Origin of the sequence: Glycomyces sp. NPDC047010 (genome assembly GCF_040644205.1) — a bacterium.
GTDB lineage: Bacteria > Actinomycetota > Actinomycetes > Mycobacteriales > Micromonosporaceae > Glycomyces.
The window spans coordinates 488,932-515,388 of sequence record NZ_JBEYVY010000001.1; the positions used below are offsets into that span (position 1 = coordinate 488,932).

Consider the following 26,457-nt stretch of genomic DNA (forward strand, 5'->3'; position numbering starts at 1 on the left):
TCAGGACCCGAAACGCGACGCGAAGCGGCGCTGCCAGGGGGTCTCGACGGCTCTCGGGGAGTATCCGGCGCGCACGAATGCGACGGCCTCCGCGGCGGGGACGCCGTCGAGGACGGCCATGCACGCGAGGGCGGTGCCGGTGCGGCCGTTCCCGCCGTGGCAGGCGAGTTCGACGCGCTCGGTCTCCGCGCGCCGCCACGCTTCGCGGAGGGCCGCGGTGAAGGCGTCCTTGTCGGCGGGGAGCCGGAAGTCGGGCCACCGGACCCACGTCGCGTCCCAGGCGACCGCGGGCGGCTCCTTGCCGAGCAGGTACAGCGCGAACTGCGGCTCCGGCCCTTCGGGGAGGGGCCGGGCGAGGCCGCGGCCGCGCACGAGGCGACCGGACGGGAGGCGCAGCACGCCGGGGGCGTCAGGGTCCCAAGTCATCGTCCGATGCTACTGCGGCGCAGCGCTAGTGGACCTCTCTGAGCCCGGAGCCCTCCTCGGGGAGCTCCTTGAGGGTCCGGATCGGGGTCTTCAGGAGCACGAGGCACCCGGCGAAGAGCATCCCGGCGGCGATGAGGAGGACGGACTTCGCGCCGATCGCCTCGCCGACGAACCCGCCCGCGATCGACCCGAGGGCCATCGAACCCCACGTGATCACCCGCTGCGTGGCGTTCACGCGGCCCTGGATCGTGTCGGGCGTGACCGCCTGCCGGTAGCTCACGACGTTCACGTTGAACACCACGATCGACCCCACGAACAGCGCCTGCCCGAGGAACGCGGCCACCGCGCCCCACCCAGGCCCCGAGAGCGCCACGACCGCCATGCCCGGCCCCGAGAGCGCCAGCGCCACAAGCGCAGTACGGCCCATCCCCGCCTTCGCGGAGATCTTCCCGACGAGCATCGCCCCGAGCACCCCGCCGACCCCGGACCCGGCGAGGACGAGGCCGACGACCGCGCTGGGCTGGCCCGTGTCGCGGATCAGGAACACCACGAGCATGGCCTGGAACGCGCCCACGGACAGGTTGCACCAGGCGCTGGAGAACGCCACGGTGCGGATGATCGGGTCCTTGAGGATGAACTTGACGCCCTGCGCGATCTCGGCGCGCAGATGCGGCTTCTCCCGGCGCACCGGTTCGGCCTCGGTGAACTTGATGCGCCACATGCTGAACGCCGACACCGCGAAGCCCGCGACGGCGACGGCGACCGCGACGGGCGCGGTCAGCAGCGTCACGAGCGGCCCGGCGACGAGCGGTCCACCCGTGTCGGACGCCGACCGGAGCCCCTGGATGCGCGAGTTCGCCCCGGCGAGGCGGTCGTTGTCGATGAGCATCGGCACGTAGCTGCCCTGCGCCACGTCGAAGAACACCGAGACCAGGCCGAGCCCGAACATGACGGCGTACAGCTGCCACATCGCGAGCGCGTCGAGCGCCCACGCGACGGGGACGGTCAGCATCACGACCGCCCGCAGCACCTCGCTGACGACGATGATCGGCTTGCGCCGCATCCGGTCCACCCACGCGCCGACCAGCAGCCCGAACATGACCAGGGCGATCTGGTCCATGGCGTTGAGGACGCCGATCTGGGCCTCGCTGAGGTCGAGCACGACCACGGCGATGATCGAGACCGAGAAGTACGCGATCTGGAGTCCGACTTGGCTCGCGGCCACGGAGATGAGCAGGAGGCGGTGGTCGGGGTTGCGGAACATCGGTTCGGGGAAGCCTTTCCGGGGGGTATCCGGGCAGCCTACGCCCCGAACGCGACAAATGGGTGCCACGGACGCTGCTCCCCCACGGCCGCAAGCGCTTCGGCGGGGCTCGCACCTGCGGCGCAGCGGCGGTGGTAGTCGACCATCATCTCCGCGGCCATCGCGTCGGGCACCTTCGCGAGGCTGGAGACGACGGTGGAAGTCCCCGCGTGCAGGAGCGCCGCGGTGAACCCGAGCGTCTCGTTCCCGACCTCGACGGTGGACCGGCCGAGGTCGCACGCGGACAGGACCACGTGCTGCGGCGGCTGGTCGAGGCCCAGCAGCTCGTACGCGTTCAGCGGCCCGAGCCCGAAGTCCAAGCGGGAGAACAGGACGTTGTCCGGTTCGTGGTGCCCGTGCGCGGCCAGGTGGGCGACGGACGCGCCGTCGAGGGCCTTGAGCACGGCCTCCGGGTCGGACTCGTCGGCGTGGATGAGGACCGGGTCGCGGTAGAGCTTCGCGATCGCCTCGATCTCCTCCCCGGCCCGCCCGAGCCCGGGCCCGGCCGCGGCCAGCGCCGGCCCGGTCGCGGCGGGCTTCTGCACTGCGCGCCACCAGGCTTCGGCCGAGGGCGACACGGTGAGCGGCCGCCCGCGCAGCAGCGGCAGCATGGGCCAGGGGACCCACGCGAGCTTGCTGTGCGGGACGAGGACTACCTGGCGGTCGCCCACGTAGTCCGCGATCGGGTCGAGGAGCCCCGCTGACATCGCGGAGGCGTTGCGCCGCATGGACCCCACGACGCTCTGCCGCAGGCGCTCCGGGTGGTGGAAGGTCCGCCGCAGGGCGTCGAGGTCGGCCCCCAGTCGGCTGCCGAGTTCCGCGGCTTCGTCGAGCGGCATCACCTCGACGTGCCGGATGCCGTTGCCGCCCACGAGGACGGCGCGGGCATTGCCGCCTGCTTCGAACAGGCTGACCACCACCGTCTCACGCGACTGCGCCAGTTCATGGATCGCCTCGGGCGCGATCCGCTCCGCCTGCTCGCCGGGGCCCGGCTTGGCGCGGTCGTAGTCGCGGATCTGCGCTTCGAGTTCCCCGACGCGCGCGAGCGACTCGGTAGCATCTTTGCCTTCGACCTGGAGGTCCCAGACTTCTTGGCGGGCTTGGCGAAGGCGACCGAGCGCCTCTCGGGCGGCCGGTGTGCCCGACGACTTCACGGGCGGCACGCGCAACACCTGCGCCCGACTGCGCTCGGCCCAGCGGAGCATGTCGGAGGGGGTGCCGTGGTTCGTGGTGTAGCCCAGCCCCGTTTGGGACAACTGGACGCCGAGCGCGGAGACCCCCGCCTGGAACTCGACGGAGCCGAAGGTGGTCCGGTAGTCGTCCAGGAGATCCAGCCCGGCACGCAGCTCCGGCATCGGGTCCTGCCCTCGCGCGATCGCGAGTTCGGCCTTCGCGAGGTACCGCGCGAGGTCCTCGGCGAGCGCATCGTGGCCGGGCCCGCCGGACCCGCCGTTGAGCAGCTCCTCGACGCCTTCGAACGTCTTGGCCTTGATCTTGGCGCGGGCGGCGAGGATCTTGGCCTGTTCGAGCCGCAGGGTCCATCCCCGCTGCTCCAGCGCATCGCAGAGCCGGGCGACCTTCTCGGCGAACTCCGGGCCCGTCTCTCCGGACTCGAAGCGGCCCTGGAGGATCAGCAGGCGCGCGAGGAAGGCCATCGGTTCGTTGCCCTGCTCGTACAGGGAGTCCATCGCCTGGCGGGCCCATTGCTCGGCGAGTCCGAACCGGTTGACCTCGAATGCCGCGACCGCGCGCCAGAACTCGTAGATCGCGGCGGTCCTGCGGTTCCCGGCAAGGCGCAGCGCCGCGGTCGCCTCCGCCCAGCGGTCGGCCGCTTGTCGGTACATGCCGACCGAGAACAGGGCTTCCGCATATGAGGCGTCGATGAACGATTCGAGGTCGGGCGCGTACCGGCGGAACTGCTCCCGTACTTCGTCGAAGGTCAGGAGCGCCTTGGTGACGTCGCCGAGATCGAGCCACACCAAGGCTTCAGCGAGAATCGCCTTCGCCCGATTGAGCGGGATGTCGACTCGCTCGTACACGGTCAGGGCCCGCTGGATGCTCTCCATCGCCTTGTGCAGCTCGCCCAGGTCGCGCCAGACCGCGGCCCGGTTGTGGAACAGTGCGGCGTACATGTAGTCGGGGCCGTTCGCGGCCAGATGGGGCTCGGCCTCCGCGAACCAGTGAAGCGCGTCGTTGAGCCGACCGCGCTGCCACAGAATGAACGCGCGCTGGTGCAGGAGCAGGCCGAGGTCGTCAGGGAACACGCAGAGGTCGGCGTAGTCGAGCATCCGCTGGCCACGGCTGGCATCGCCAAGAGCGGTATAGCTGATCGCCAACTGCGTCAGGACTTTCCCGATGAGACGGGCCCGAGCGGTGCCGGAATCCGGAATCCGCTGCGGATCCCAGTCCAGCAGTGAAAGCGCCTCTTCAAGCGCCTCGGCGGCTTCGATGGTCCGGCCGCGGCGGTTCAGACGCTGGCCTTGTGAGAACAGTCGCCAAGCGCTTTGAAGCATTCTTCATATGTTACAGACGAACCGCCGGGGTCACGACCACCGCTGGAAGCCCTTCCCGCTGAAGGGCCTCGTCCGGTCGGATGACCAATTGGAACATCTCATCGCCCGGGAGCCCTTCGAGCACGAATCGGCCGGTCTCGTCGGTCTTCGCGCGCCGCGTTCCCTGCGGACTCCTGAGTTCGACGACATAAGTGCCCTCGGGGCCGATCCAGCCGTCGAGTCGGATCTCCTGCACTGCGGAAGGCCGGGGCGTGACCATGACGGTGACGGTCTCGCAGTCGAAGGTGATCGATGCGGGATCACCCTGGTTCACTGCGAGTTCCGCATCCCCTCGGACGAGCGTCAGTTCCTTGGGCCGGTATACCGACGCGACTCTGGCGTCGAGCGCCGCTTCGAGTTCGAGTACGAATTCGACCCGCTCGTTGAGATCGGTCGGCATCGGGTCGTCCCGATGGTGGAGCTCGTTGATGACGGCGAGAATCCGCTCGTCGCAGGAGTCCAACGGTTCGAACTCGCCCTGGTCCCGCTTGTCAGGTTCCATCTGCATACCGCTCCTCACCTGCGCCCCAGGACGGGTCGTCCAGCAGGGTCTTCCTCATCTTGTCCAAGCACCGGCCCCGAGTGGGCCCGATGCTCCCCCTTTTCATCCCGAGTTCCTCGGAGATGACGTCATAGTCGGGCCGGGAGAACGCCGCCACGTAGGCGAGCAGCGCCCGGCACTTGTCGTCCTGTGCAAGGAAGGCACGGCGTACCGCCTCCCGCTCGTCATCGCGGACGAACTCGTCCTCGATGCCGTCCACGATCGGCTCCTTGATGTCGAGCGGGTCGGAGGCGACCTCGCGCCTCGCGTGCCCGGCGACGTTCCACGCCTCGCGGCTGACCGTGGTGCGCAGCCACTTGGTCAGCGCGCGAGGCTTGTCCAGCCCGTCCTTGGTGCGCCACAGGCGAAGCCATGCGGTCTGCACCACGTCGGCGGCGCTCTCCCGGTCGAGGCCGGCCCGCCGCGCCACTCGCCAGAGCGGCTCGGTGAGCTCCTCGATCAGGGTCCGCTGCGCAACGCGGTCCCCGGCACGCGCGGCGACGTAGAGCCGCGCGTACCGGTCGTAGTCGACCGCCGCCACCGATTGAGCCGGAATCGTGTTCATGTCTTCAGGCTAGCGACTCTTCAGCCGGGCGAGGGCCGCGTGAGCGCGCTCCGCGGCCTTGACCGGGTCCTGGATCTCCTCGACACCGGATTCGGCGATGGCGTTCAGGAGGTACGCCGCCGCGACCGGGGCCGCGAACGAGGTGCCGCTCCAGACCGCGTACCCCGACGAGAAGTCGTCGAAGTCGTAGCTCTCGCGGAAGCGGTTGCGCATCGTGGACTTGGCGCGGCGCTCGGGTTCGAGCGAACCGGCCGCCTCGCACGGGTACGTGCTCACCAACCCGGCCCCGGTGGCGTAGCACGAGACCCACGGGCCCTCGTTCGAGAACATCGCGATCTCCAGGTTGGGGTTCAGGGCCCCGACGCTCATGATCGGCGCGGCGTTCTCCGGCTGGTCGTGCGCGGCGAACGCCGCGGGGTAGAACGGCCGGTCGGAGGACTGGTTCCCGGCGGCGGCCACCACCGGGATGCCGAGCTTGGTCAGCCGCTTCACGGCTTCGCCCATCCAGCCGCCCCCCGGGATGTCGTCGGCGGCCTCGTCCACGTAACCGGATGCGAGGACGACCACGTCGACGCCGAACGCCTCGGCGTCGCCGCCGCGGGCGGCCTCGATCTGGTCCGCCACATGGTGGAGCGCGCCGATGATCTCGTGCTCGTAGGTGAGGCCGTCGTTGTGGACCACCCGCAGCGAGTACACCTGGACGTCCGGGGACATCTGGCGCAGCAGCCCGGTGATGAAGGTGCCGTGGCCGAAGTGGCTGGCCACCTCGCCGAGGAGGGTCGGCTCGTGGACCGGGCCGTCCCAGGGGTCGTCGAGCGGAGGTGCGGGCGAGTCGTTGTGCTGCCCGAGCTTGGTCTGGAAGGCGTGGTCGACGACGACGAACGTGTCCTTGCCTTCACTGCGGTCGGAGATGTCGAAGGCCGGGTGGCCGGACGGGACACCGGTGTCGAGGACCGCGACCCGCAGGCGGCGGTCGAGCTTCTTGCGCTCGGGCATCGGCGCGACCATGTCCACGGGGATTCGACCGATGGAGTGCTTGCGCGGCCCGGGCAGGGGCGGTTCACCGCTGCCCACGCCGATGGTGCCCTTGGAGCAGATCATCAGGTGCTCCAGGCGGACCTTCGCCAGCAGCTCCTTCGGGAGGCTCGCGTCGCTCGTGTCGGTCTTCAGCCGCTGGAGCAGCGACCAGGCGTCGACCGCGGCCTGGTCGCCGTGAGTGCTCACCACCGGGACTCGGAACGGGCCGCCGCCTGCGACGACCGGGTTGGCGGCCTGGCTCTTCAGGGACAGACCCGTCGAGGTGATGGCCCCCTCCAGCTTGCGGCGCGCCGCGTCGTCGTTGAGGACCGACTCGTCGACGAGCAGGCGGTCGTAGCGGTAGATGGTCCCGACCGGGGCCGAGCTGCCCGCGGTCCGGACGACCTGGCCGGGCAGGAGGACGCGGCCGCCGTGCCGGTCCAGAGTGGAGTAGGCGAGTTCGGGGACGCCGGACATGTGGTCGCGGCGCGGGTTGGGCTTCAGATGGGGTTCGTTCTCGGCGAACACCAATCGCATGGGAGCTCCTCTAGGTCGTCTTCGGGGTCTATGCGGTTGTCGGGCGAGGAGGGGGATCTCTTCGAGATCGATTCTCCTCACCTTCTGCCGGACGTGGGGTCCACGGCCGGTCCGATAGGTCGAACGGCACTCAAGCCCGGAATGCCGCGAACGCCACGGGCTGGACGGTTATCGCGGCTTTCACCAGGGAAGAGGTTCCTGAGACCGGTGGGATACACACTGGAACGCGGTTTCTGAAGTTGGCACTTTCGAGGGATGCAGAACGCCCCGGAGGACGGGCCTCCGGGGCGTTCAAAAGAAGTCGGTACTACGGCTTGGCGGGCTCGTCGTCGTCCTCGATGATCTCGACGATCGGCTCGTCGTCCCACGTGGGGAGGTCGAACTCGCCGTCGCGGACGCCCTCGACGAACGCCTCCCACTCGGACGGGGTGTAGATCAGGATGTCGCCTTCGGGGTCCTCGGCCATGCGCAGGGCCACGAGCCCGTTGTCGGCGTACCCGATCTCCAGTGCGGCCGGGGTGCCGTCCTCGTGGGTCGTGCGCTCCCAGCGGGCCTCGCCGGTGTCGAACTCGCCCTTCAGCGGATGCTCACGCTTCGTCATGGGGCAAGCATAGAAAGGGGGCCCGGACCGTGCGGTCCGGGCCCCTCGGCGTGCTGTTAACCCTGGTGCGGGTAGCGGTACTCCGTGGGGGGGACGAAGTTCTCCTTGATGGAGCGCGGGCTGACCCAGCGGACGAGGTTCTGCCAGGAGCCGGCCTTGTCGTTGGTGCCCGAGCCGCGGGCGCCGCCGAAGGGCTGCTGGCCGACGACCGCGCCGGTGGGCTTGTCGTTGATGTAGTAGTTGCCGGCCGCGAAGCGGAGGGATTCGCTCGCGCGGGCGATGGCGCCGCGGTCGGTGGCGAAGACCGCGCCGGTGAGCGCGTACGGGGCGATGTCGGCGGCCTGGCCCATGACGGTGTCGAAGTCGGCGTCGTCGTAGACGTGGACGGCGTTGATCGGCCCGAAGTACTCCTCGGTGAACAGCTCGTGGGTCGGGTCCGCGGACTCGATGAGCGTGGGCTGCACGAAGAAGCCCTGGGAGTCGTCGGCGGTGCCGCCGGTGACGACGGTGGCCTTCGCGTCGCCTTGCAGGCGCTCGAAGAGCGCGGTGTGCTTGGCGTAGGCGCGGGCGTCGATGACGGCGCCGCCGAAGTTCGCGAAGTCGGTGACGTCGCCGTACGCGATGTCCTCGGTCATGCCGACGACGGCGTCGCGCAGCCCGTTCTTCCACAGCGAGGCCGGGACGTAGGTCCGCGAGAGCGCGGAGCACTTCTGGCCCTGGTACTCGTAGGCGCCGCGGACCATCGCGACGGCCAGCGCGTGGGGGTCGGCGCTGGGGTGGGCGATGATGAAGTCCTTGCCGCCGGTCTCGCCGACCAGGCGCGGGTAGGTGCGGTAGCCGCCGATGTTCTGGCCCACGGTGGACCACAGGTGCTGGAAGGTCCGGGTGGAGCCGGTAAAGTGGATGCCGCCGAGGTCGGGGTCCAGGAGCGCGGTCTCGGAGTGCTCGCCGACGCCGGTGACCATGTTGATGACCCCGTGGGGCAGTCCGGCCTCGGTGAGCACCTGCATGACGAAGTGCGCGGCGAACTGCTGGGTGACCGAGGGCTTCCACACCACGGTGTTGCCCATGAGGGCGGGGGCGGTGGGGAGGTTCCCGGCGATGGCGGTGAAGTTGAACGGGGTGATCGCGAGGACGAACCCGTCGAGGGGGCGGTGGTCCATGCGGTTCCACAGGCCCTTGGAGGAGATCGGCTGCTGCCGGTAGATGCCCTCGGCGAAGCTGACGTTGAAGCGCAGGAAGTCGATGAGCTCGCACGCGGCGTCGATCTCGGCCTGCGCGGCGGTCTTGGACTGGCCGAGCATGGTGGCGGCGTTGAGGACGTCGCGGTAGGGGCCGGAGATGAGTTCGGCGGCGCGCAGGAAGACGGCGGCGCGGTCGGCGAAGTCGGTGCGGATCCAGTCGTGGCGGGCGGCCTTGGCGGCGGCGACCGCGTCGGCCCACTCGCCGGCGGTGGCCTCGCGGGTGGTGCCGAGGACGTGGTGGCGGTTGTGGGGCTGGACGACGTCGATCTCGGCGCCGGTACCGCGGCGCCACTGGCCGCCGATGTGGTGGTCGAGGTCGAGGCGGGTGGCGGCGAGTTCGGCGAGCTTCTTCTGGAGGCTCTCGCGCTCGGGCGTCCCGGGCGCGTACGAGTTGATCGGTTCGTTCTCCGGTGTGGGTACCGTAAACAAGGCGTCCATCGCACACTCCCGTTGATTCGACGGCTTTAACGTTCACTGAGCTTTGAACACGAGGTTACTAGACCGGTGACGCTACCGCCATCCTCGCACAGTCCGGCCCCTGTGAACTGGTGCGATGCGAACAAAAGCAGGGCTCGGGGGCGCCGGGCCACACCCGCCCGACCGCGGCATGCGGCACGGCGCCGCATCCGTACTCTGGGGTCGTGACCAACACGCAGGAGCAGCAAGCCGCCACCGCCGAGTCCGCCCCCGCCGCAGCCGGTCCCCGGCCGGGCCGGGTCGCACTGTGGGTCCTCGGCGCCGCCGCCGTCGCCTCCCTGGCAGGCGTCTTCTACTCCCTATACCGCCTCACCGGAATGGCCGACGGCCTCGACGACACCGGCGTCGTGATCCTCGCGAACAGCCTGTTCTCACCAATTATCGTCGCCATGTTCGCGGGCGCAGTCGCCAGTGTGATCGCCGTTCGGCTGTTCAAGGGGCCACGCCAGGCCCGTGTACTCTTCGGCGCGCTCGCAACCGGCATTGCCACCGGGGTCGCCGGCTATCTCAGTTTCAGTGCCGACTCGGACATCGCGCTCGTCATCGGGCTCATCATGCTCGGCTCTGCGCTGGTCGGCGGCTTGTTCGCGCTTCCGAAGAACGCAGTCATGGTCACGGCCGGACTGAGCGCTACCCTGCTGCTCCTGCTGCTCATGTACACACGCGGAATCCTGCAAGCCGCCTCGATGAAGAGCCTGTTCTCAGACCCGCTCGACGAATACGGGACACTCGGCACGGCCGTCCCGTTCATCGCGGGGATTGCCTGCGGCATCTGCGCATTCCTGTACCTGCGCCAGAAGAAGGCGGGTGTCAAGCTCCTCGGGCACCTGCTCGCCGGGGCACTCGCTGGCGCGATCTGGCTCGTGTCCACAATCATCGCGCAGATCGGCGTCGAGGTCCTCCTCAGCGTCGGCGTCGAAGCAATCGATCCATTCGATGTCGCAACCTTGGCCCTGGGCTTCCAGTGGCAGTACAACGGGTCGATGACCGCGATGTTCGCCGGAGCGCTCTGCGCGGTCTTCGCCTACGGGTTCCTGCTCCCCAAGCCCGCGAAGGCTCAGTCCAAGGCCGCCAAGAAGTCCTGAACCTCGGAGGGGGCGTACCAGTCCAGGACGTGCGCCTCCACCGCGTCCAGGTCCGGCTCCTCCGCGGCGAGCGCCCGCGCGACCTCCTCGGCCGCGTCCGCGTCGTCCGCGTGCACCGCCGCGACCCGCTTCAGCTTCACGTCCCCGTCGAAGTCCGCGCCCGTGCCCTCGGCGTGCTCCGCGACCCGGTCGTCCGGGACGTCCGCCGAGACCACGATCCGCCGCGGCACCCCGCCCGCCAGGAGCGGCAGCGCCGCCAGCGCCGCATCCGCGAACGCCGTGTACTCCAGGTCCTCCTCGTCGGCCCCCGGCGCCTCGCGCCGCAGCCACGAGGTGACCGTGTGGACGGCCGACACCGGCTTGAGTTCACCGGTGCCGACCAGCTCCCGCAGCATCGAGACGGATGCGGGTACGTAGATTCGCGCCATGCCCTTAGTCTGCGGTGCCGCCGGGCGCGCCGTGGCAGCGCTTGTACTTCTTGCCCGAACCGCACGGGCACGGGGCGTTCGGACCGGTCTTGTCGGCGTGCCGCTGCCCCGGGTTCGCCTGCTGCGCGGGCGGCGCCGTGGCCGCCTTGCGCGGCCCGGCCGAACGCGCCGACTTCGGGGCGACCTTCGCGGCGCCCTTCTGGCCCGCGCCCGGCGTGCGCTTCACGTCCCGCTTCTGGCCCGCGACGGGCTTCGGCGGGCGCTTGAACACCGCGCCGTCCTCGGTCGTGGCCTCCTCCTGGACGCCGCTCGCGGAGTCCATCGACGGCGCCGACTGGAGCAGCATCTCCGGCTTGCGCAGCGGCTCCAGGCCCCGGATCGTCGCCTCCGGCTCGGCCGCGGCCCCGCCCTCGGCGGGCTTGGCCTTCAGCTCGGCGTTCATCAGGAAGCGGACCGTGTCCTCCTTGATGCCGTCGAGCATCGTCTGGAACATGTCGAACGCCTCGCGCTGGTACTCGATGACCGGGTCGCGCTGCGCGTACGCCCGCAGGCTGATGCCCTGCTTGAGGTAGTCCACCTCGTACAGGTGCTCGCGCCACTTCCGGTCGATCGTCTGGAGCAGCACCCGCCGCTCCAGCTTCCGCAGCACCTCTTCGCCGAACTCGTCCTCGCGCGCGCCGTAGACCTCGTGCGCGTCCTCCTTGACGGCCTTCAGCAGCGACTCGGCGTCGAGCTCGTCGATCCCGCCCGCCTGCTTCACGACCTCCTTGTGCGACAAGGCGATCGGATACAGCTGCTTGAACGCCGACCACAGCTCGTCGAGGTCCCAGTCCTCGCCGTAGCCCTCGCTCGTGGCCCCCGCGACGTACGCCTCAAGGACGTCGTCGATGAAGTGCCCGATCTGCTCCGACACGTCCTCGCCGTCGAGCACCTTGCGCCGCTCGTCGTAGATGACCGTGCGCTGGTTGTTCATGACCTCGTCGTACTTGAGGACGTTCTTGCGGATCTCCGCGTTGTGGCCCTCGATCTGCGACTGCGCCGACTCGATCTGGCGGGTCACGAGCTTCGACACGATCGGCACGTCGTCGGGGACGCGCATCCGGTTCATCATGGCGCGCACCGCGTCCGCGTTGAACCGCTTCATCAGGTCGTCGGAGAGCGACAGGTAGAACCGGGACTCGCCCGGGTCGCCCTGGCGGCCCGCGCGGCCGCGCAGCTGGTTGTCGATGCGGCGGGACTCGTGGCGCTCCGTGCCGAGCACGTACAGGCCGCCCGCGTCCTTGACGTCCTCGGCCTCCGCCTTCGCCGTCTCCTCGAACTTCTCGATCGCGTCGGCCCACGCGGACGAGTACGTCTCCTCGTCGGCGTCGTCCACACCGCGCGCGCGCAGGTCGGAGGCCGCGAGGTACTCGGGGTTGCCGCCGAGCATGATGTCCGTGCCGCGCCCGGCCATGTTCGTGGCGACGGTGACGGCGCCGCGCTGGCCCGCCTGCGCGATGTACTCGGCTTCCTTCGCGTGGTTCTTCGCGTTGAGCACGTTGTGCGGGATGCCGCGCTTCTTCAGCAGGCGCGCGAGCATCTCGGACTTGTCGACCGAGACGGTGCCGACCAGGACCGGCTGGCCGGTCTCGTGGCGCTCGGCGATGTCGTCGACGACGGCCTGGTACTTCGCCTCTTCGGTCTTGTAGATGACGTCGGGCTGGTCGCGGCGGATCATCGGCTTGTTCGTGGGGATCGGGATGACGCCCATGCCGTAGACGTTGTTGAACTCCGACGCCTCGGTCTGCGCGGTGCCGGTGATGCCCGCGAGCTTCTCGTACAGGCGGAAGTAGTTCTGGAGGGTGGTGGTGGCGAACGTCTGGTTCTCCTGCTTGATCTCCACCTTCTCCTTGGCCTCGATGGCCTGGTGGATGCCCTCGTTGAAGCGGCGGCCCGGCAGCACGCGGCCGGTGAACTCGTCCACGATGAGCACCTCGTCGTCCTCGGAGACGATGTACTCGCGGTTGCGCTCGAACAGCTCCTGCGCCTTGATGGCGTTGTTCAGGTAGCCCACGAGCGGCGTGTTCACCGAGTCGTAGAGGTTCTCGATGCCGAGGCGGTCCTCGACGCGGGCGACGCCCGACTCCGAGATCGCGATGGTGCGCTTGCCCTCGTCCACCTCGTAGTGCTCGTCGCGCTTCATCGAGCGGACGATGTTCGCGAACTCGGTGTACCAGCGCTTGGAGTGCTCGGCGGGGCCCGAGATGATGATCGGCGTGCGGGCCTCGTCCACGAGGATCGAGTCGACCTCGTCGACGAGCGCGAAGTGGTGGCCGCGCTGCACGAGGTTGTCGGCGGAGCCGGTCATGTTGTCGCGCAGGTAGTCGAAGGCCAGCTCGTTGTTCGTGGAGTACGTGACGTCGGCGAGGTACGCCTCGCGGTGCTTCTCCGAGCCCTCGCCCGGGAGCACGATGCCGACGGACAGGCCCAGGAAGCGGTGGATCTCGCCCATCCACTCGGCGTCGCGTCGGACCAGGTAGTCGTTGACCGTGACCTGGTGGACGCCCTTGCCGGTGAGCCCGTTGAGGTAGACGGGGAGGGTCGAGACGAGGGTCTTGCCCTCGCCGGTCTTCATCTCGGAGATGTTGCCCTGGTGCAGCGCGGCGCCGCCCATGAGCTGCACGTGGTAGTGGCGCATCCCGCGCACGCGCCAGGCCGCCTCGCGGACTGTGGCGAACGCCTCGGGCATGAGGTCGTCGGTGGTCTCGCCGTCCTTCAGACGCTCCCTGTACTCGTCGGTGAGCGCGCGCAGCTCGGCGTCGGTGAGCGCCTTGTACTCGTCTTCCAAGGAGTCGACCGCATCGGCGATCGCGTTGAGTCGCTTGAGCGCGCGGCCCTCACCGGCCCGCAGTACCTTCTCGAACAACGACACGGAAGATCAGCCCCCAGCAACGTCTTGACCAGATCGGGTGGATTTCCCGGTCAATACTACGCGTCGCCGGTAACCGCTCCCGATGCCCGCCGCCGAGGGGACACAATCGGAGCCTTTGACATCCTCCCCTGCTGGAAGCCGGGGATTCCAGCCGTTGCCGGCTGAGGTTCACGGGCACTCACCCGCTGCCGCGGGGTCGCCCCTCCGGCATGTCCTGCCGCGATGTTGATGGCTGCGTTGAGGTCGGCGTTGCACGCGAATCCGCAGGAAACACAGGAGAACTCGGCTTGGCTCTTGCGCGAGTGCTTCTCGATCCAACCGCAGGCAGAGCAGCGCTGACTGGTGTAGGGGGCTGGGACGTCTTCGACCCGGCCCGGGGCCTTCTGTTCCGTTCGGCACCTCAGCGCGCCCCAGCCTTGGGCCAGGATCGCCCGATTGAGACCGGACTTGGCCGCGACATTGCGACCGGGTTCGGACAGCGTGCCCTTGGCGGAAGCGGTCAAGTTCTTGATGTCGAGCTTTTCGAACCGGATCACGTCGAACTCGGTTGCGAGCATCGTTGAAGTCTTTTCGACCCAGTCTTTCCGCCTGGCGGCCTCTTTGACCTTGATCTTCGCGGCTTTGGCGTACTCGGCGGCACGCCGGTCCGACCCTTTCGGGGCGCGGGCAGCGCGGCGCTGGTGTTTGCGGTGCCGAGCACGCTCCGCACTCGTGAGCTGGGGACAGTTGAGGATGCGGCCATCCGATAGGGCGGCGGTAATGGTCACGCCCCGATCGACACCCACGACCGCGGCATTCCCTGGCGCAGGTTTCGGATCCGGCAGGATCGCGAAAGCCGCATGCCACTGACCGTTGCGAAAGGTGACGCGGAAAGTCTTCGCCACCGGCAGGCTCCGACCCTTGGAGAGGCGTATCCGGACCTGGCCGCAGCCCGGAACGCTCACTCGCGCCCAGCGGCGATTGAGTTTCTCGACTCGGACCGACCGGGACATGACCTGCTTACCGCTTGTATTGAGCTTCGGGGTGCCGTCGACCTCAAAAGCAGGAACCCTGTCGGTCCCCACAACGCGAAAGCCCTCGTTCCGGTGCCGCTTCCGCCAAGTGGGCTCCCCGGATTCTCCAGCGAACCGGCGGGCGAGGGCCTGGTCAAAGTCGCGAAGCGCCTGCTGCTGCACCTCCGCATTGCCCGTTCGCAACCACTCATTCGCCGCCCGGGCCTCGGTCAACTGCCTTGCAAGCTCAACGTACCGGGGCGTGAAGCCCTTATGCCGGGCCCGGTAGGAGCGTTGCTCGACGGCGAGATTCCACACATACCGCGCCTGCGCGCAATGCAGCAGCATCTGATGCTCCTGGCGCGGCGTCGGGTACATGCGAAATCTTGCCATGCAACCATTTTAACACCATAATGGTTACATGGCGACCTTCACAGTTCGTATCCCGGATGATCTGCACCAGCGCGTCAAGCACATTGCCGCGGCAGAAGACCGATCGATGAATGCTCAGCTGGTGCACCTGTTGAAGCGCGCCGTGTCTGAATACGAGCGGGACAGGGCACCAAAGGGATAGTCGCGCCCTAGAACTCACGTTCCCCAGTCCCGCCGAAACGAGCCTCCTGCGAGAATCGACGGATGGAACCCGTCACCCTCGACGCCGACGGCCTGCGGCTCGTCGCCTGGGAGCAGCGGCACCTGCCGGATCTGGCCCGGATCTACGCCGACCCGCTCATCGAGCGCTTCCTCGTCATGCCCCTGCCCTGGACCGGGTCCGCGCGGGACCGGTACGTGGAGGTGCAGCGGCGCCACTGGGGCGGGGAGAACCCGCGGTGGGCCGTCGAGGAGGACGGCGTCCTCGTCGGGTCGATGGCCCTCACGAAGTCCTTCCCCGGCGAGATGACCATCACGTACGTGACCGCGCCGTGGGCGCGGGGCCGCGGCGTCGCCCAGCGCGGCATCCGCGCGGCCGTCGCGTTCGGGTTCGACCGGCTCGGGGCCCGCCGCATCGCGTGGGACGCGATCGTCGGCAACCACGCCTCCCGCCTCGCGGCCCTGCGCACCGGGTTCACCGTCGAAGGGGTCTCCCGAGGCGGCGTCAACCAGCGCGGCGCCACCCGCGACTGCTGGATCGGCGGGATGCTGCCCGGGGACCTCCGCACCCCCGACGACCCGCCCGCGCACTACGGGATCATGAAGCGCCAGGCCGCGTTCTTCACCGCCCCGCAGCCGGACCTGGAGACGGGCGCCGCGGGCCTGCGGCTGCGGCCCGTCAGCGAAGCGGACCTCGACGGCATCGCCGCCGCGTGCGCCGACCCCGACGTGCAGCGGTTCACCCCCATGCCCCGCGACTACGGCCGCGCCGACGCCGAGCAGTTCCTCAAGGACAAGCGCCGCGCCTGGGACCTCGGCGACCGCGTCCTGTACGTCCTCGCCGACGAGGACGACCGGTACTGCGGGTCCGTGGAGCTCATGCTCCGCGAGCCCGGCGAGTCCGAGGTCGGGTACCTGACGGCGCCGTGGGCGCGCGGGCGCGGCTGGATGACCGCCGCCGTCAAGCGCCTGTGCCGCCTCGGGTTCGACGCGCTCGCACTGGAGCGGATCGAGTGGCGGGCCGACCCTGAGAACGAGGCGTCGCTGCGCGTCGCCCAGAAGGCCGGGTTCACCGTGGAGGGCGTACGGCGGCGCATGCGCAGCGGCCCGCTGGGGCGCCGCGACTCCGTGATCGCCAGCCTGTTCCCCGAGGAACTGGCGCGCTGAATCGGGGACATCCGGTGCAGATCAGACTCCCCAAACGGTTGACGCACCGCGCCGGGGCTGCTTTTCTGAGGACGTGAAATTCTTCGGACCCGTCGCGACGACGGCGTTCGTGCTGCGGCTGGCCGACCCCGGGACCACCGTGGACTGCGGGTTCGAGCCCGACGCCGTGGCGGTGTCCCCCGAAGGCGAGGCGGTCTGGGGCGCGCTCGCCGTCGAAGGCTCCGGCGTCGCGAACGTCCGGTACTGGGTCGCCCCCGAGCGGCGCGGCAAGAGGCTCGCCTCGGCGATGCTCCGCACGCTCGCACCGATCGTGTTCGAGGCCGGGGCGCACCGGCTCGAAGCGCGCCCGCCCGTGCGCGACCACGCCGCGATCCGGTCCGCGCTCGGCGCGGGCTTCCGGCCCGACGGCGGCGTCGCCCGCGGCGCGGCCTGGGACGGGACCTCCGCGCTCACCCTCGGCCTGCTCCCCGGCGACGGCACCGGCCCGTCCCCGCGGGTCCTGCCCGACCTGCCCGGCGGGACGCTCTCCGACGGGGTCGTGACGCTCCGGCCGCTCGGTTCCGGGGACTTCGAGGCCCACCTGCGCCACCGCTCCAGCCCCGACGTGTACGCGGGGGCCGCGCTGCCGCTGCCGCCGAGCGCCGCGGAGGCCCGCGAGGTGTGCGAGTGGCGCGCGGCCGTCGAGTGGCTGCGCGGGCGCAGCGCGCTCATGGTCATCGACGACGGCGAGGGCTACCAGGGGACGATCGGCCTGTACGACGTGGCGCGGATCGTGGGCACCGGCATGATCGGGTACGACCTGCGCGCGTCCGTGCGCGGCCGCGGGTACGCCACGCGCGCGGTGAACCTGGTGCGGCGCTGGGCGTTCCGCGAGGTCGGGCTCGACCGCGTGTGGGCCGGCACGGACCTCCACAACACCGCCTCGCAGGCGGTGCTGCGCCGCGCGGGCTTCCGTTTGGAGGGCGTGGAGCGCGGCGGACTGCCGACGCTGGCGGGCCGCAGGCGCGACACGTTGGTGTGGGCTGTGTTGAGCAGCGACTAACGTGCAACCCAACGGGTGGGGCCGGGCGTCGGAGATATAGTTATCGCGTCGCTTCGCTTTGTGGAGGAACCCCCTTTGAAACGCCGGTCCTTCGTCGCCGCTGCCTCGGCGACGTCGCTGCTCTCGCTTACCGCGTGCGCCGAACCCCAGCAGGGGACGTTCACGCCGGCCCCGATCGTGCCCGTCGTGTCGCTCGACGCCGTCGACGACCATGATCCGTCCCAGCCGTTCAACATCTCCGTGGTGGACGGCATCCTCGAAGAGGTCAACGTGACCTCCGACCGGTCCAAGACCATCGAAGGCGACTTCACCGAGGACCTGACCTCCTGGACCTCGAACGGCGTGATGGACGCCGGCTCGGTGCACACCGTCGCCGCGAAGGCCGTCAGCTCCGACGGCACCGTCACCGAGTTCGAGCAGACCTTCACCACCCAGCGCCGGGACGGCACCGGCTTCGGGGTGGCCGACGTGACCCCGATCGTGGAGGGCGAGACGGTCGGCGTCGGCGCACCGATCATCGTGTTCTTCACCGAGGACGCCCCCGACCGCGCGGAGGTCGAGAAGAACCTCGTCGTCGAGTCGGAGCTGGGCCACGAGGGGGCGTGGAACTGGATCAGCGACTCGCAGGCGATCTACCGGACCAAGGAGTACTGGCAGCCGTACCAGAAGGTCACCTTCACGGCGAACTTCGACGGCGTGTTCCTCGGCGGGGACACCTGGGGCGACGAGAACTTCGAGGCGGTCATGGAGATCGGCCGCTCGCAGACCTCCCACGCGGACCTGGAGACCCACACCATGACCGTCAAGTTCGACGGCGAGGTGGAGAAGGAGATCCCGATCAGCGGCGGCAACGGCGAGGAGTGGGAGTACTACACCGCCACCGGCGTCCACCTGGTCATGGAGAAGTTCGCGGACAAGGTCATGGTCTCGCCCGGGCGCGAGGAGGGCGACGAGGGCTACTACTCGACGCCCGTCAAGTGGGCCACCCGCATCAACGCCTCCGGCGAGTTCGTCCACGGCGCGCCCTGGAACGGGAGCCTCGGCTCCGCGAACCTCTCGCACGGCTGCCTGAACGCGAGCGACGGGAACGCCGAGTGGTTCTACGGGATCGCCCAGCGCGGCGACCCGGTCGACGTCACCGGCTCCCCGCGCGAGATGCCGTGGAACAACGGCTGGGGCTTCTGGATCCAGTCCTTCGACGACTGGAAGTCCGGCTCGGCCCTGTAATCGGACACGGGAAGCGGGCCCCGGCATCCGCCGGGGCCCGCTTCCGCGTTCGGTCCTAGAGGTCGAGCTTGAGCAGGCCGTAGTCGAACGCCCTACGGCGGTAGACCACGGACGGGCGGCCGGTCTCCTTGTCGTGGAACAGGTAGAAGTCGTGGCCGACGAGCTCCATGTTCTGGAGGGCGTCGTCGACGGTCATCGGCTCGCCCGGGTGGATCTTCTCGCGGACGATCCGGCCCGGCAGGTGGTCCTCGACGAGGCCGTCGAAGTGGTCGACGTCCTCGGAGATGAAGCGGGCGCGCGCGGCGCGCTCCTTCGCGTCGGGCTCCGCCACGAGGGTCGCGCCCTCGGGGATGCGGCCGCCGCCGTTCGCGGTCGCCTCGGCCACTGAGATCGGTGCCTTGGCGCCGCTGCGCGAGACGCGCTTGCGGTCGGAGGTCTTGCGGAGCTGGTGGCCGAGCTTGGTCGCCGCGAGCTCGAACGCGGACCTGAAGTCCCCGGCGCACGCCTCGGCGCGGATGACCGCGCCCTTGGGACGGCAGGTGATCTCGACTCGCTGCGCGTGGTCGGCCTGGCGGGGATTGGGCTCGTGATAGAGCTCGACGTCGATCTTGATCGCCTCCCCGTCGTAACGGGCGAGGTACTTGGCGATCTTGCCTTCGATCTTCTCTTCGACGAGCTCGCGGTAGTGGTCGGGGACCTCTACGTTCCGGCCCTTGACGACGATGTCCACCTCTGAACCTCCCAGGTGCGCCGCCCGCTGCGGCGGCGCTGACGTAGTTGTGCGTGCTGGGTCCGGAGCCGAAGTTCCGGTACGGCGGATGGCGTGTCCTCCCTTCACGGTCAGGACGTATGAGAACACCTCTACACAAGGGGGCGTTCACCTTTGGGCCAACTGGCCTCTGCCGTCTCGTTACCGATCTGAGATTTCGAGACTAACCCCTCGGTCACCGAAAGTCGACCCTTCGGCTACCGGAATTCTCCAATGGTGCGGGGGTGCGCGCACGGATTCCGGCGGAACCGAGATAACTCTTCGCATTCACGGTCGAACCCTCCGATCGGGATGTCGGCTTCACGACAGGGACAGGGTTGCCGGACTCGCGTCCCTTAAACCCCGGGAGTTCACTTCAGGCCGCGGCGGCGACGACCGCCGCGGAGACCGCGACGCCCGCGTCCCGCAGCACCCGGGCCGCGGCGCCGAGCGTGGCGCCGGTGGTGACCACGTCGTCGACGAGGACCGCGGGGCGCCCGGAGGCGGCCAGCGCCCGCACGGCGCGGGTGGCGCGCAGGCTGCGCCTGGCGGCGTCTTCGCGCTGGGCGGGGGTGAGGCCGACGGAGTCGGGGCGCGGGCGGGCCCGCAGGCACCGGTGGAGGTCGCCGAGTCCGGCGGCCATACCGAGGACGTGGTCGAAGCCGCGGGCGCGGAGGGCGGCGGCGGTGGGCGGGACGGGGACGAGCACGGCCCCGGGGACCTCGGCGGCGACGGCGGCGAGGGCCCGGCCGAGGAGCGCGCCGAGCGCGGACGCGAGTTCGCGGCGGGACCGCTCCTTGTACTCGTTGAGCGCTTCGGCGAGGACGCCTGAATAGGGTCCGGCGGCGACCGTGGGCGGGGCCTCGTGCAACGGGGTGGCGAGCCGCGGGCGCAGGTCGCGGAGTTCGGCGGCGCAGTCGGGGCACAGGCCCCTCCAGACGCCGCCGCCCGCCGCCCGGGCGCTCCGGCAGGAGGCGCAGGCGGCGGGCAGGAACAGGTCCCGGGCGTCCTCGATGAGGTTCACGCGGGGTCTAACGAGCGTCAGGTCCTCAGGGTGACCGCGGGCGGGATGCGGCTGGCGCGCCAGGCCGGGTAGACCCCGGCGACGATGCCGACGACGGCGCCGATGACGGGCCCGGCGGCGAACAGTCCGGGGTCGAAGACGATCTGCCAGTCGCGGTAGAGGGAGACGAACGCGGTGACGTTCACGCCCAGGACCGTGCCGACGAGGCCGCCGATGAGGCCGATGAGCGTGGACTCCCAGACGAACTGCATCGCCACCGCCCGCCGGGCGGCGCCCACGGCGCGGCGCAGGCCGATCTCCGAGCGGCGCTCCATGACCGAGACGAGCGCGGTGTTGGAGACCGAGACGGCGCCGATGACGAGCGAGACGGCCGCGAGGCCGAGCAGGAGCGCCTGCATCTCGTTCTCCACGCCCTTGCGGAAGGAGCGGAGGTCGGAGGGCTTGGAGACCGACAGGTTGTCGGGGCCCTCGGGGAACACGGCGGTCGGGGCGGTGTCGGCGACCTTGTCGGCGGCGCCGAGGTCGGTGCGGATGAAGACCTGCGCGGCCGCGAACTCGGCGTCGGCTTCGAGGCAGGGCGTCGGGGGCACGATGACCGCGCCGGTGAGCTTGGCCTCGCCCTCGGGCGCCTGGTAGACGCCGATGAGGGCGTACTCGCGGCCGTCGACGTAGATCATCGGCCCGCCCGCGAGGGACGTGTAGCCGAGGTCGCGGGCGGCGGACTCGTCGATGACGGCGACCTGGTCGCCGCGGGCGACGTGGCCCTCGTCGAAGGCCGCGCCCTTGGTGAACTCGAACCCGTACGCGTCCATCGCGCCCGGCTCCATGCCGAACACGGGGACCTCTCGCACGTAGTCGCCGGCCTCGGTGCGGGAGGCGGCGAGGTCGTCGTTGGAGCCGCAGACGATCCCGGCGTCGGCGACGCCGTTGATCTCGCGGACCCGCTGGGACGCTTCGAGGGTCGGGGCGTACCCGGCGTCCCTCATGTTGTCGGAGAACGACACGGTGACCTGGGTGGCCTCGGTCGCGTCGAAGCGCTCGGCGATGGCGGCGGCCGAGGTTGACGAGAGGCCGACGGTGGCCACGGTGGCGGCGATGCCCAGGGCGATGCCGATCGCGGTCATCCAGGTCCGCATGGAGCGTCCGCGCAGCGACTGGATCGCCTCGTACGCGATGCCCATCGAGCGGACGCCGAAGCGGCCGGGGGCCTTGGGGATCTCGTCCTTCGCGGCGCGCTTCTCGGCCTTGGCGGCCTGCTTCGCGGCGCGGCGGGCCTTGCGCCCCTTGGGTTCTGGCTCGGCGTCGCCGTCCCCGCCACCGTCAGGGACGACGTACTCCAGGAGCTCGGTGTCGGTCTCGGGTTCGCGCCGGCGGCGGGCCATCAGCCGTTGCCCCGGTCGCGCCAGGCGATCACGACCTCGTCTCCGGCGGCGAGCTCGCCCTCGACGGGGACGACCACGCCGCGGCCCTCGTGGCGCAGGGACACGTCCACTTCGACGTGCCGCTCGGTGGTGCCGTCGGCTTCGAGCACGGTGATCATGGTCCGGTCCTCGGAGTCGGTCCACAGCGCCGAGAGCGGCACGATGAGCGCGTCCTCGGCGGAGCGGGCGCGGATGAGCGTGACCTCCTGCTCCTCGCCGGGGGCGAGGTCCTCGATGCCCTCGACGGCCTCGGCGTCGAACTCGAAGACCGCGAAGGTCTTCTCGACCGTCTCGGTCTCGCCCTCGAACGACTCCTCGCCCTCGACCTCGCGGGTCTCCAGCTCGAAGCCGCCGACCTCCTGGCCCTCCAGGGGCCCGCTGCCGTATTCGAGCTCGGCGCCGTCGCCGAGCTTGGACAGCTCGGAGCCGACCTCCTCATCGAGTTCGGCCTCCAGCTTCCAGTCGCCGGAGGCGAGCACCAGGACGGTGCCCTCCACGGGCGCGGACTGCTTGGCGTTGACCTTGGAGACCTGCATGGGCACGTCGGGCAGGAACACGACCTCGGACGCGGGCAGCGCCACGCGGTCCACAGTGGTCGTCTGGGCGCCGCCGGTGTTCTCGTCCCCGCCTTCGGGGGCCTCGTCGCCGGTGTCGGTCTCGGAATCGTCGGTCTCGGTCTGGACCTCTTCGGACACGGTCGCGTGGTCGTAGCCCGCGTGGTCGTAGAGCTTCTTCAGGTCCGAGGCGGTGCGCGAGTCGAACGTCCCGGTCTTGGGGGTGCCGTAGATCTGCTGGAGCGCCAGCTGCAGCTGCTCCACGTCGGGGCCGGTGTCGCCCTCCTGGAGATCGCGGTAGGCGGGCACGTCGCCTTCGAGGGCGATCATGGGGCGGCCGGACACCTCCAGGAGCACGGTCCCGGCCTTGACCTCGTCGCCGACCTCCACGGGGAGCTTCGAGGCCAGCGCGGTCTCGATCCCCTCGGGGGCGGTGGGCGCCGGGACCTCGAAGTCCCCGGTCCGGTCCAGGACCGCCTCGAATTCGAGGGTGTCGATCAGCTGCTCCTGGTCGACCTTGACGGTGATGACGCTGTCGTCGGGTTCGGCCGTCTCCTCGGCCCTCTGGGCCGGGGTCCGCGCCTGCGCAGCGAAGTACCAGGCGGTGGCCGTCGCGCCGAGCAGCGCGACGGCGAGCACCCCGCTGACGACATGGCTTTTCGTGAGCCGCATGTTGAAGTCCTCCTCCGCCCCGAAGACGCGTGCAGAGGAGGCCGGGGTTGCGGCCGTTCCGTCTCGATTCGGTAACGGCACCCTCAGTGGCGTGCCGAAACGGTGACGCGGCCTCAGTTGTTGAGGCCCACGGACTTCATGCGGTCCTGGTGGGCGCGGGTGAGGCGGCGCAGGAGCGCGTCGAGGGTGCCGCCGTCGCCGACGATGATCCCGGTGAGGCGCTCGTTGGCGGCGGCCACGCCCTGGGCGCGGTTGATGCCCTCGCCGACGAGGCGCCGGGCCCACAGGGACAGGCGGCCGGTGACCGACTCGTCCGCTTCGACGGCGGCGCGGATCTCGGCGGCGGCGAGGTCGGCGGCGCCGGACTCGGCGAGGACGGTCTCGATGACGGTGCGGTCGGCGTCCTCCAGGCTCGACGAGACGGCGCGGAAGAAGTCGTCGGCGACGGCGTCGCCGAGGTAGACCTTCACCAGGGCTTCGAGCCAGTCGCGGGGCGAGGTGGACGCGTCGAAGGAGCGGAACGCCTCGCGGAACGGGGCCATGGCCTCGGCGGGGTCCGCCCCGAGGGCGTGCAGGCGGTCGGCGATGAGCCGGTAGTTGCGAATCTCACCGACGGCCGCCTCCGAGAGGGCCGCGCGCCGGCCGAGGTCGGGGGCGAGGCGGGCGTCGAAGACCATGCGCTCGAACGCGAGCAGCTCGCCGAGGGCAAGCAGCCCAAGGAGTTCGACGACGGCCTCGCGGCCGGGGGGCTCGGTCGCCGGGGCGGCGGTCGGGGCGGGATCTGAAGTCTCGGACACCGGGGCAGGTTACCACTGGGCCGTTGCGGCCTTCGCCTTCACGGGGGTGTCGCCGATCGGACCGTCCGGTGCGTCTTCGCAGGCCAGAAGGGCCGGATCGGGCGCCGGGGAGCGAAGGCGCGCCTCGCCCGGGAACGGCGCACCGAGACGATGGTGCCGGGAGAGCGTACGATGGACGGAAGGGACCGCGGCCCCGACGGGGCATCCCTGTACCAGGCGGTCCTCAAGCGGTACCGGTTTCTTCACCGGGCCGCTCCTGCGAAGCGGCGACTCACCGAATCCGGCGGTCGTCGCCGCTGTGTAAAACGACATGATGTGGCGCCGAGTTCCCCGGATCTGGTGACGTCCTCCGCCACGAGGTGAACAGAGTGAACGAATTGAACAACGACCGGCCCGTGAACGACGGGCCGACGTTCGCGGCCCTGGGAATTAGGGAAGAGACCGTCGAAGCGCTTGCAGCGCTTGGTATCGAGCGGGCCTTCGCGATCCAGGAGTACGCGATCCCGATCGCCCTGCGCGGTTCGGACATCATCGGGCGAGCCCCCACGGGCACCGGCAAGACCTTCGGGTTCGGCCTCCCGATCATCGACCGGATCACGTCCGCCGGCGAAGGCTCCGACGGCCGCCCGCAGGCGCTGATCCTCGTCCCCACGCGCGAGCTGGGCCTCCAGGTGGCCCGCGACCTTGAGGACGCGGGCAAGACCCGCTCCATCCGGGTCCTGCCGATCTACGGCGGCCGCGCGTACGAACCGCAGGTCGAGGCCCTGAAGGCGGGCGTCGACATCATCGTCGGCACCCCGGGCCGCCTGCTCGACCTCTACAAGTCGAAGCACATCAAGCTCGACGGCATCCGCCACTGCGTCCTCGACGAGGCCGACCGGATGCTCGACCTCGGGTTCTCCGAGGACGTCGAGAAGATCCTCAAGCTCCTGCCCGAGCAGCGCCAGACCATGCTGTTCTCGGCGACGATGCCCGACACGATCATGTCGCTGTCGCGCCGCCACATGAACCGCCCGATCACGGTCGCCGCGGACGTCAAGGGCCCCGACGACGAGGCCGTGTCCCGGACCCGGCAGCTCGTGTACATGACCCACGCGCTCAACAAGATCGAGGTGACGGCCCGGATCCTCCAGGCCAACGGCCGCGGCCTCACGATCCTGTTCTGCCGCACCAAGCGCGCCGCGCAGAAGCTCGCCGACGAACTGGACTTCCGCGGCTTCGCGGTCGGCTCGGTCCACGGCGACCTCGGCCAGAACGCGCGCGAGCGGGCCCTGCGGGCGTTCCGCTCGGGGAAGATCGACGTGCTCGTGGCGACCGACGTGGCCGCCCGCGGCATCGACGTCCCCGACATCACGCACGTCATCAACTTCGACGCGCCCGAGGAGGCCGAGACCTACGTGCACCGCATCGGCCGCACCGGCCGCGCGGGCGCGACGGGCATCGCCGTCACGTTCCTGACGTGGGAGGACCTCCCCCGCTGGAAGATCATCGTCAAGGCCAACGGCCTCGACCTCGGTGAGCCGCAGGAGACCTACCACACCTCCGACCACCTGTACACCGACCTCGACATCCCCGAGGGCGCCCCGCCGGCGCTCCCGAGCGAGCTCCGCAAGCGCGACGGCCTCTCCGCCGAGCGCGAGGAGAACGTCGAGGGCGAGCCCCGCAAGAAGGGCCGCTCCCGCGGCCCGCGCGGGCGCGGCCGCGAGGGCGGCCGGGGCCAGAGCGACCGTCGCGGAGGCGGCCGCGACGGCGGTTCCCGCGAGGGCGGCTCGCGTGGCGGTTCGACCCGCGACAACGCCCCCCGCGGCGGTGCCTCACGTGACGACAGCGAGCGTCCCGAGCGCCGCTCGGACGCCGAGGGCGACGCCCCGCGCAGCCGCCAGCGCCGACGCATCCGCACCGACGAGGACGCCGCCCCGCGCGAGTCCAAGCCGCAGACGGACGCCCCGGCCGCATCCGCCGACGCCGAAGGCGACGCCCCCGCGCGCCGCCGACGCCGTCGCCGCCGCCCGACCGGAGGCAACGACCGCCAGGCCCCGAGCGAGGACTAGGCCGTAAGCGAACGCCGTGGGCGGTGTCCCCTTTCGGGGGACACCGCCCACGGCGTTTCGTCATACCCATCCGGCACCCTCGTACCGGGGGCCCGCAGAACGGCCGCCCACGGCGCCCCGCGCTGCCCTCGAACTGTCACACCCCACAGGCACCCTTGTGCCGGGGGCCCAACGCAGCGCCGTCCGCGGCGCCGCATGCTGCCCGGCGTTAGGCTTGCCCCATGAGCGACGAGACCGCCTACGAAGGCCCGCCGGTGAACGTGCCGCCGCCTCCCGGGTGGCGGGTCGAGTCGGTGGCGCTGCCCGGGGAGCCGCGGCGGATGCCGCCGCAGGACCACGCGGCGATCGACGCGGCCGAGCAGCGGGCCCGCCTGGTGACCCAGTGGCTCACCCTCGTCTCCGTGGCGCTCATGTTCACGGTCCTCATCATCGGACTCGTCGAGTTCTAGACGCACGCGAGCCCCCGTCCCGATCCGGGACGGGG

Annotated in this window: 23 protein-coding genes; 7 read left to right on the top strand and 16 right to left on the bottom strand. The window is 70.3% G+C overall.

Translation table 11 applies throughout. The features are described 5' to 3' along the window. From AB0A65_RS02340 to pruA, 8 genes are all read right to left on the bottom strand, one after another. The gene (locus AB0A65_RS02340) at positions 1–426 is read right to left on the bottom strand and encodes a protein-tyrosine phosphatase family protein (RefSeq protein ID WP_359944913.1); all 426 of its coding nucleotides are present in this window, start codon (positions 424–426) and stop codon (positions 1–3) included. 25 nt (positions 427–451) lie between these two features. Then, the gene (locus AB0A65_RS02345) at positions 452–1,690 is read right to left on the bottom strand and encodes an MFS transporter (protein WP_359944916.1); all 1,239 of its coding nucleotides are present in this window, start codon (positions 1,688–1,690) and stop codon (positions 452–454) included. A gap of 38 nt (positions 1,691–1,728) precedes the next feature. After that, the gene (locus AB0A65_RS02350; RefSeq protein ID WP_359944919.1) at positions 1,729–4,065 is read right to left on the bottom strand and encodes a CHAT domain-containing tetratricopeptide repeat protein; all 2,337 of its coding nucleotides are present in this window, start codon (positions 4,063–4,065) and stop codon (positions 1,729–1,731) included. Positions 4,066–4,252: 187 nt separating this feature from the next. After that, the gene (locus AB0A65_RS02355) at positions 4,253–4,783 is read right to left on the bottom strand and encodes a carboxypeptidase regulatory-like domain-containing protein (RefSeq protein WP_359944922.1); all 531 of its coding nucleotides are present in this window, start codon (positions 4,781–4,783) and stop codon (positions 4,253–4,255) included. Then, positions 4,773–5,387, bottom strand: coding sequence for a sigma-70 family RNA polymerase sigma factor (locus tag AB0A65_RS02360; RefSeq protein ID WP_359944924.1), 615 nt, complete (start codon positions 5,385–5,387; stop codon positions 4,773–4,775). The genes AB0A65_RS02355 and AB0A65_RS02360 overlap by 11 nt, the downstream gene beginning before the upstream one ends. 9 nt (positions 5,388–5,396) lie before the next feature. Beyond that, the gene (locus AB0A65_RS02365) at positions 5,397–6,941 is read right to left on the bottom strand and encodes a S8/S53 family peptidase (RefSeq protein ID WP_359944927.1); all 1,545 of its coding nucleotides are present in this window, start codon (positions 6,939–6,941) and stop codon (positions 5,397–5,399) included. Positions 6,942–7,248: 307 nt separating this feature from the next. Beyond that, positions 7,249–7,542, bottom strand: a complete 294-nt coding sequence (locus AB0A65_RS02370) for a DUF397 domain-containing protein (RefSeq protein ID WP_359944930.1) — start codon at positions 7,540–7,542, stop codon at positions 7,249–7,251. A 56-nt stretch (positions 7,543–7,598) separates the two neighbouring features. Further along, positions 7,599–9,224: an L-glutamate gamma-semialdehyde dehydrogenase gene (gene pruA, locus AB0A65_RS02375; protein ID WP_359944933.1), complete on the bottom strand. Its 1,626-nt coding sequence runs from the start codon at positions 9,222–9,224 to the stop codon at positions 7,599–7,601. Between the two features lie 203 nt (positions 9,225–9,427). On the opposite strand from pruA, the gene AB0A65_RS02380 reads away from it, so the two are divergent. After that, positions 9,428–10,348, top strand: coding sequence for a hypothetical protein (locus tag AB0A65_RS02380; protein WP_359944936.1), 921 nt, complete (start codon positions 9,428–9,430; stop codon positions 10,346–10,348). On the opposite strand, the gene AB0A65_RS02385 is transcribed toward AB0A65_RS02380, so the two are convergent. Genes AB0A65_RS02385 through AB0A65_RS02395 form a run of 3 tightly spaced genes read right to left on the bottom strand, consistent with a single transcriptional unit; the run spans position 10,321 to position 15,072 of the window. Then, positions 10,321–10,776 carry a hypothetical protein gene (locus tag AB0A65_RS02385; protein ID WP_359944939.1) on the bottom strand — a complete coding sequence of 152 codons (456 nt, stop codon included), beginning with the start codon at positions 10,774–10,776 and terminating at the stop codon, positions 10,321–10,323. The genes AB0A65_RS02380 and AB0A65_RS02385 overlap by 28 nt on opposite strands. A gap of 4 nt (positions 10,777–10,780) precedes the next feature. After that, entirely contained in the window at positions 10,781–13,687 is a 2,907-nt protein-coding gene (gene secA, locus AB0A65_RS02390) for a preprotein translocase subunit SecA (RefSeq protein ID WP_359944942.1), read from the bottom strand. Between the two features lie 56 nt (positions 13,688–13,743). Then, positions 13,744–15,072 (bottom strand): transposase, encoded by a 1,329-nt coding sequence (locus AB0A65_RS02395; RefSeq protein WP_359944945.1) that lies wholly within the window; start codon positions 15,070–15,072, stop codon positions 13,744–13,746. A 28-nt stretch (positions 15,073–15,100) separates the two neighbouring features. On the opposite strand from AB0A65_RS02395, the gene AB0A65_RS02400 reads away from it, so the two are divergent. The 4 genes from AB0A65_RS02400 to AB0A65_RS02415 all read left to right on the top strand — a co-directional run bounded on the left by AB0A65_RS02400 (position 15,101) and on the right by AB0A65_RS02415 (position 18,706). Beyond that, the gene (locus tag AB0A65_RS02400) at positions 15,101–15,253 is read left to right on the top strand and encodes an Arc family DNA-binding protein (protein WP_359944948.1); all 153 of its coding nucleotides are present in this window, start codon (positions 15,101–15,103) and stop codon (positions 15,251–15,253) included. A gap of 62 nt (positions 15,254–15,315) precedes the next feature. Next, complete coding sequence (locus AB0A65_RS02405; RefSeq protein WP_359944951.1) at positions 15,316–16,437, top strand: GNAT family N-acetyltransferase; 1,122 nt, start codon at positions 15,316–15,318, stop codon at positions 16,435–16,437. Between the two features lie 73 nt (positions 16,438–16,510). Next, positions 16,511–17,479 carry a GNAT family N-acetyltransferase gene (locus AB0A65_RS02410; RefSeq protein ID WP_359944954.1) on the top strand — a complete coding sequence of 323 codons (969 nt, stop codon included), beginning with the start codon at positions 16,511–16,513 and terminating at the stop codon, positions 17,477–17,479. Between the two features lie 75 nt (positions 17,480–17,554). Continuing rightward, entirely contained in the window at positions 17,555–18,706 is a 1,152-nt protein-coding gene (locus AB0A65_RS02415; RefSeq protein WP_359944957.1) for an Ig-like domain-containing protein, read from the top strand. Between the two features lie 55 nt (positions 18,707–18,761). Here AB0A65_RS02415 and raiA read toward each other — a convergent pair whose 3' ends face one another. The 5 genes from raiA to AB0A65_RS02440 all read right to left on the bottom strand — a co-directional run bounded on the left by raiA (position 18,762) and on the right by AB0A65_RS02440 (position 23,922). Further along, positions 18,762–19,436, bottom strand: a complete 675-nt coding sequence (gene raiA, locus AB0A65_RS02420; RefSeq protein WP_359944960.1) for a ribosome-associated translation inhibitor RaiA — start codon at positions 19,434–19,436, stop codon at positions 18,762–18,764. Between the two features lie 394 nt (positions 19,437–19,830). Beyond that, positions 19,831–20,478 carry a ComF family protein gene (locus AB0A65_RS02425; protein WP_359944962.1) on the bottom strand — a complete coding sequence of 216 codons (648 nt, stop codon included), beginning with the start codon at positions 20,476–20,478 and terminating at the stop codon, positions 19,831–19,833. 17 nt (positions 20,479–20,495) lie between these two features. Then, on the bottom strand, positions 20,496–21,860 hold the full coding sequence (locus AB0A65_RS02430) for an ABC transporter permease (RefSeq protein ID WP_359944965.1): 1,365 nt from the start codon (positions 21,858–21,860) through the stop codon (positions 20,496–20,498). Next, complete coding sequence (locus AB0A65_RS02435) at positions 21,860–23,125, bottom strand: hypothetical protein (RefSeq protein WP_359944967.1); 1,266 nt, start codon at positions 23,123–23,125, stop codon at positions 21,860–21,862. The genes AB0A65_RS02430 and AB0A65_RS02435 overlap by 1 nt, the downstream gene beginning before the upstream one ends. 113 nt (positions 23,126–23,238) lie before the next feature. Next, positions 23,239–23,922, bottom strand: coding sequence for a ferritin-like fold-containing protein (locus AB0A65_RS02440; RefSeq protein WP_359944970.1), 684 nt, complete (start codon positions 23,920–23,922; stop codon positions 23,239–23,241). A gap of 368 nt (positions 23,923–24,290) precedes the next feature. Between AB0A65_RS02440 and AB0A65_RS02445 the strand changes: the two genes are divergently transcribed. Together AB0A65_RS02445 and AB0A65_RS02450 are read left to right on the top strand one after the other, a co-directional pair. Then, positions 24,291–25,973 carry a DEAD/DEAH box helicase gene (locus AB0A65_RS02445; RefSeq protein ID WP_359944973.1) on the top strand — a complete coding sequence of 561 codons (1,683 nt, stop codon included), beginning with the start codon at positions 24,291–24,293 and terminating at the stop codon, positions 25,971–25,973. Positions 25,974–26,194: 221 nt separating this feature from the next. Then, positions 26,195–26,422 carry a hypothetical protein gene (locus AB0A65_RS02450; protein WP_359944976.1) on the top strand — a complete coding sequence of 76 codons (228 nt, stop codon included), beginning with the start codon at positions 26,195–26,197 and terminating at the stop codon, positions 26,420–26,422. The last annotated feature ends 35 nt before the right edge of the window (positions 26,423–26,457 follow it).

What these genes read in the sequence shown, in the direction of transcription:
- AB0A65_RS02340 (WP_359944913.1), bottom strand. Translation starts at nt 426, where the DNA reads ATGACTTGGGACCCTGACGCCCCCGGCGTGCTGCGCCTCCCGTCCGGT.
- AB0A65_RS02345 (WP_359944916.1), bottom strand. Translation starts at nt 1,690, where the DNA reads ATGTTCCGCAACCCCGACCACCGCCTCCTGCTCATCTCCGTGGCCGCG.
- AB0A65_RS02355 (WP_359944922.1), bottom strand. Translation starts at nt 4,783, where the DNA reads ATGGAACCTGACAAGCGGGACCAGGGCGAGTTCGAACCGTTGGACTCC.
- AB0A65_RS02360 (WP_359944924.1), bottom strand. Translation starts at nt 5,387, where the DNA reads ATGAACACGATTCCGGCTCAATCGGTGGCGGCGGTCGACTACGACCGG.
- AB0A65_RS02365 (WP_359944927.1), bottom strand. Translation starts at nt 6,941, where the DNA reads ATGCGATTGGTGTTCGCCGAGAACGAACCCCATCTGAAGCCCAACCCG.
- AB0A65_RS02370 (WP_359944930.1), bottom strand. Translation starts at nt 7,542, where the DNA reads ATGACGAAGCGTGAGCATCCGCTGAAGGGCGAGTTCGACACCGGCGAG.
- pruA (WP_359944933.1), bottom strand. Translation starts at nt 9,224, where the DNA reads ATGGACGCCTTGTTTACGGTACCCACACCGGAGAACGAACCGATCAAC.
- AB0A65_RS02385 (WP_359944939.1), bottom strand. Translation starts at nt 10,776, where the DNA reads ATGGCGCGAATCTACGTACCCGCATCCGTCTCGATGCTGCGGGAGCTG.
- AB0A65_RS02395 (WP_359944945.1), bottom strand. Translation starts at nt 15,072, where the DNA reads ATGGCAAGATTTCGCATGTACCCGACGCCGCGCCAGGAGCATCAGATG.
- AB0A65_RS02400 (WP_359944948.1), top strand. Translation starts at nt 15,101, where the DNA reads ATGGCGACCTTCACAGTTCGTATCCCGGATGATCTGCACCAGCGCGTC.
- AB0A65_RS02405 (WP_359944951.1), top strand. Translation starts at nt 15,316, where the DNA reads ATGGAACCCGTCACCCTCGACGCCGACGGCCTGCGGCTCGTCGCCTGG.
- AB0A65_RS02430 (WP_359944965.1), bottom strand. Translation starts at nt 21,860, where the DNA reads ATGGCCCGCCGCCGGCGCGAACCCGAGACCGACACCGAGCTCCTGGAG.
- AB0A65_RS02435 (WP_359944967.1), bottom strand. Translation starts at nt 23,125, where the DNA reads ATGCGGCTCACGAAAAGCCATGTCGTCAGCGGGGTGCTCGCCGTCGCG.
- AB0A65_RS02450 (WP_359944976.1), top strand. Translation starts at nt 26,195, where the DNA reads ATGAGCGACGAGACCGCCTACGAAGGCCCGCCGGTGAACGTGCCGCCG.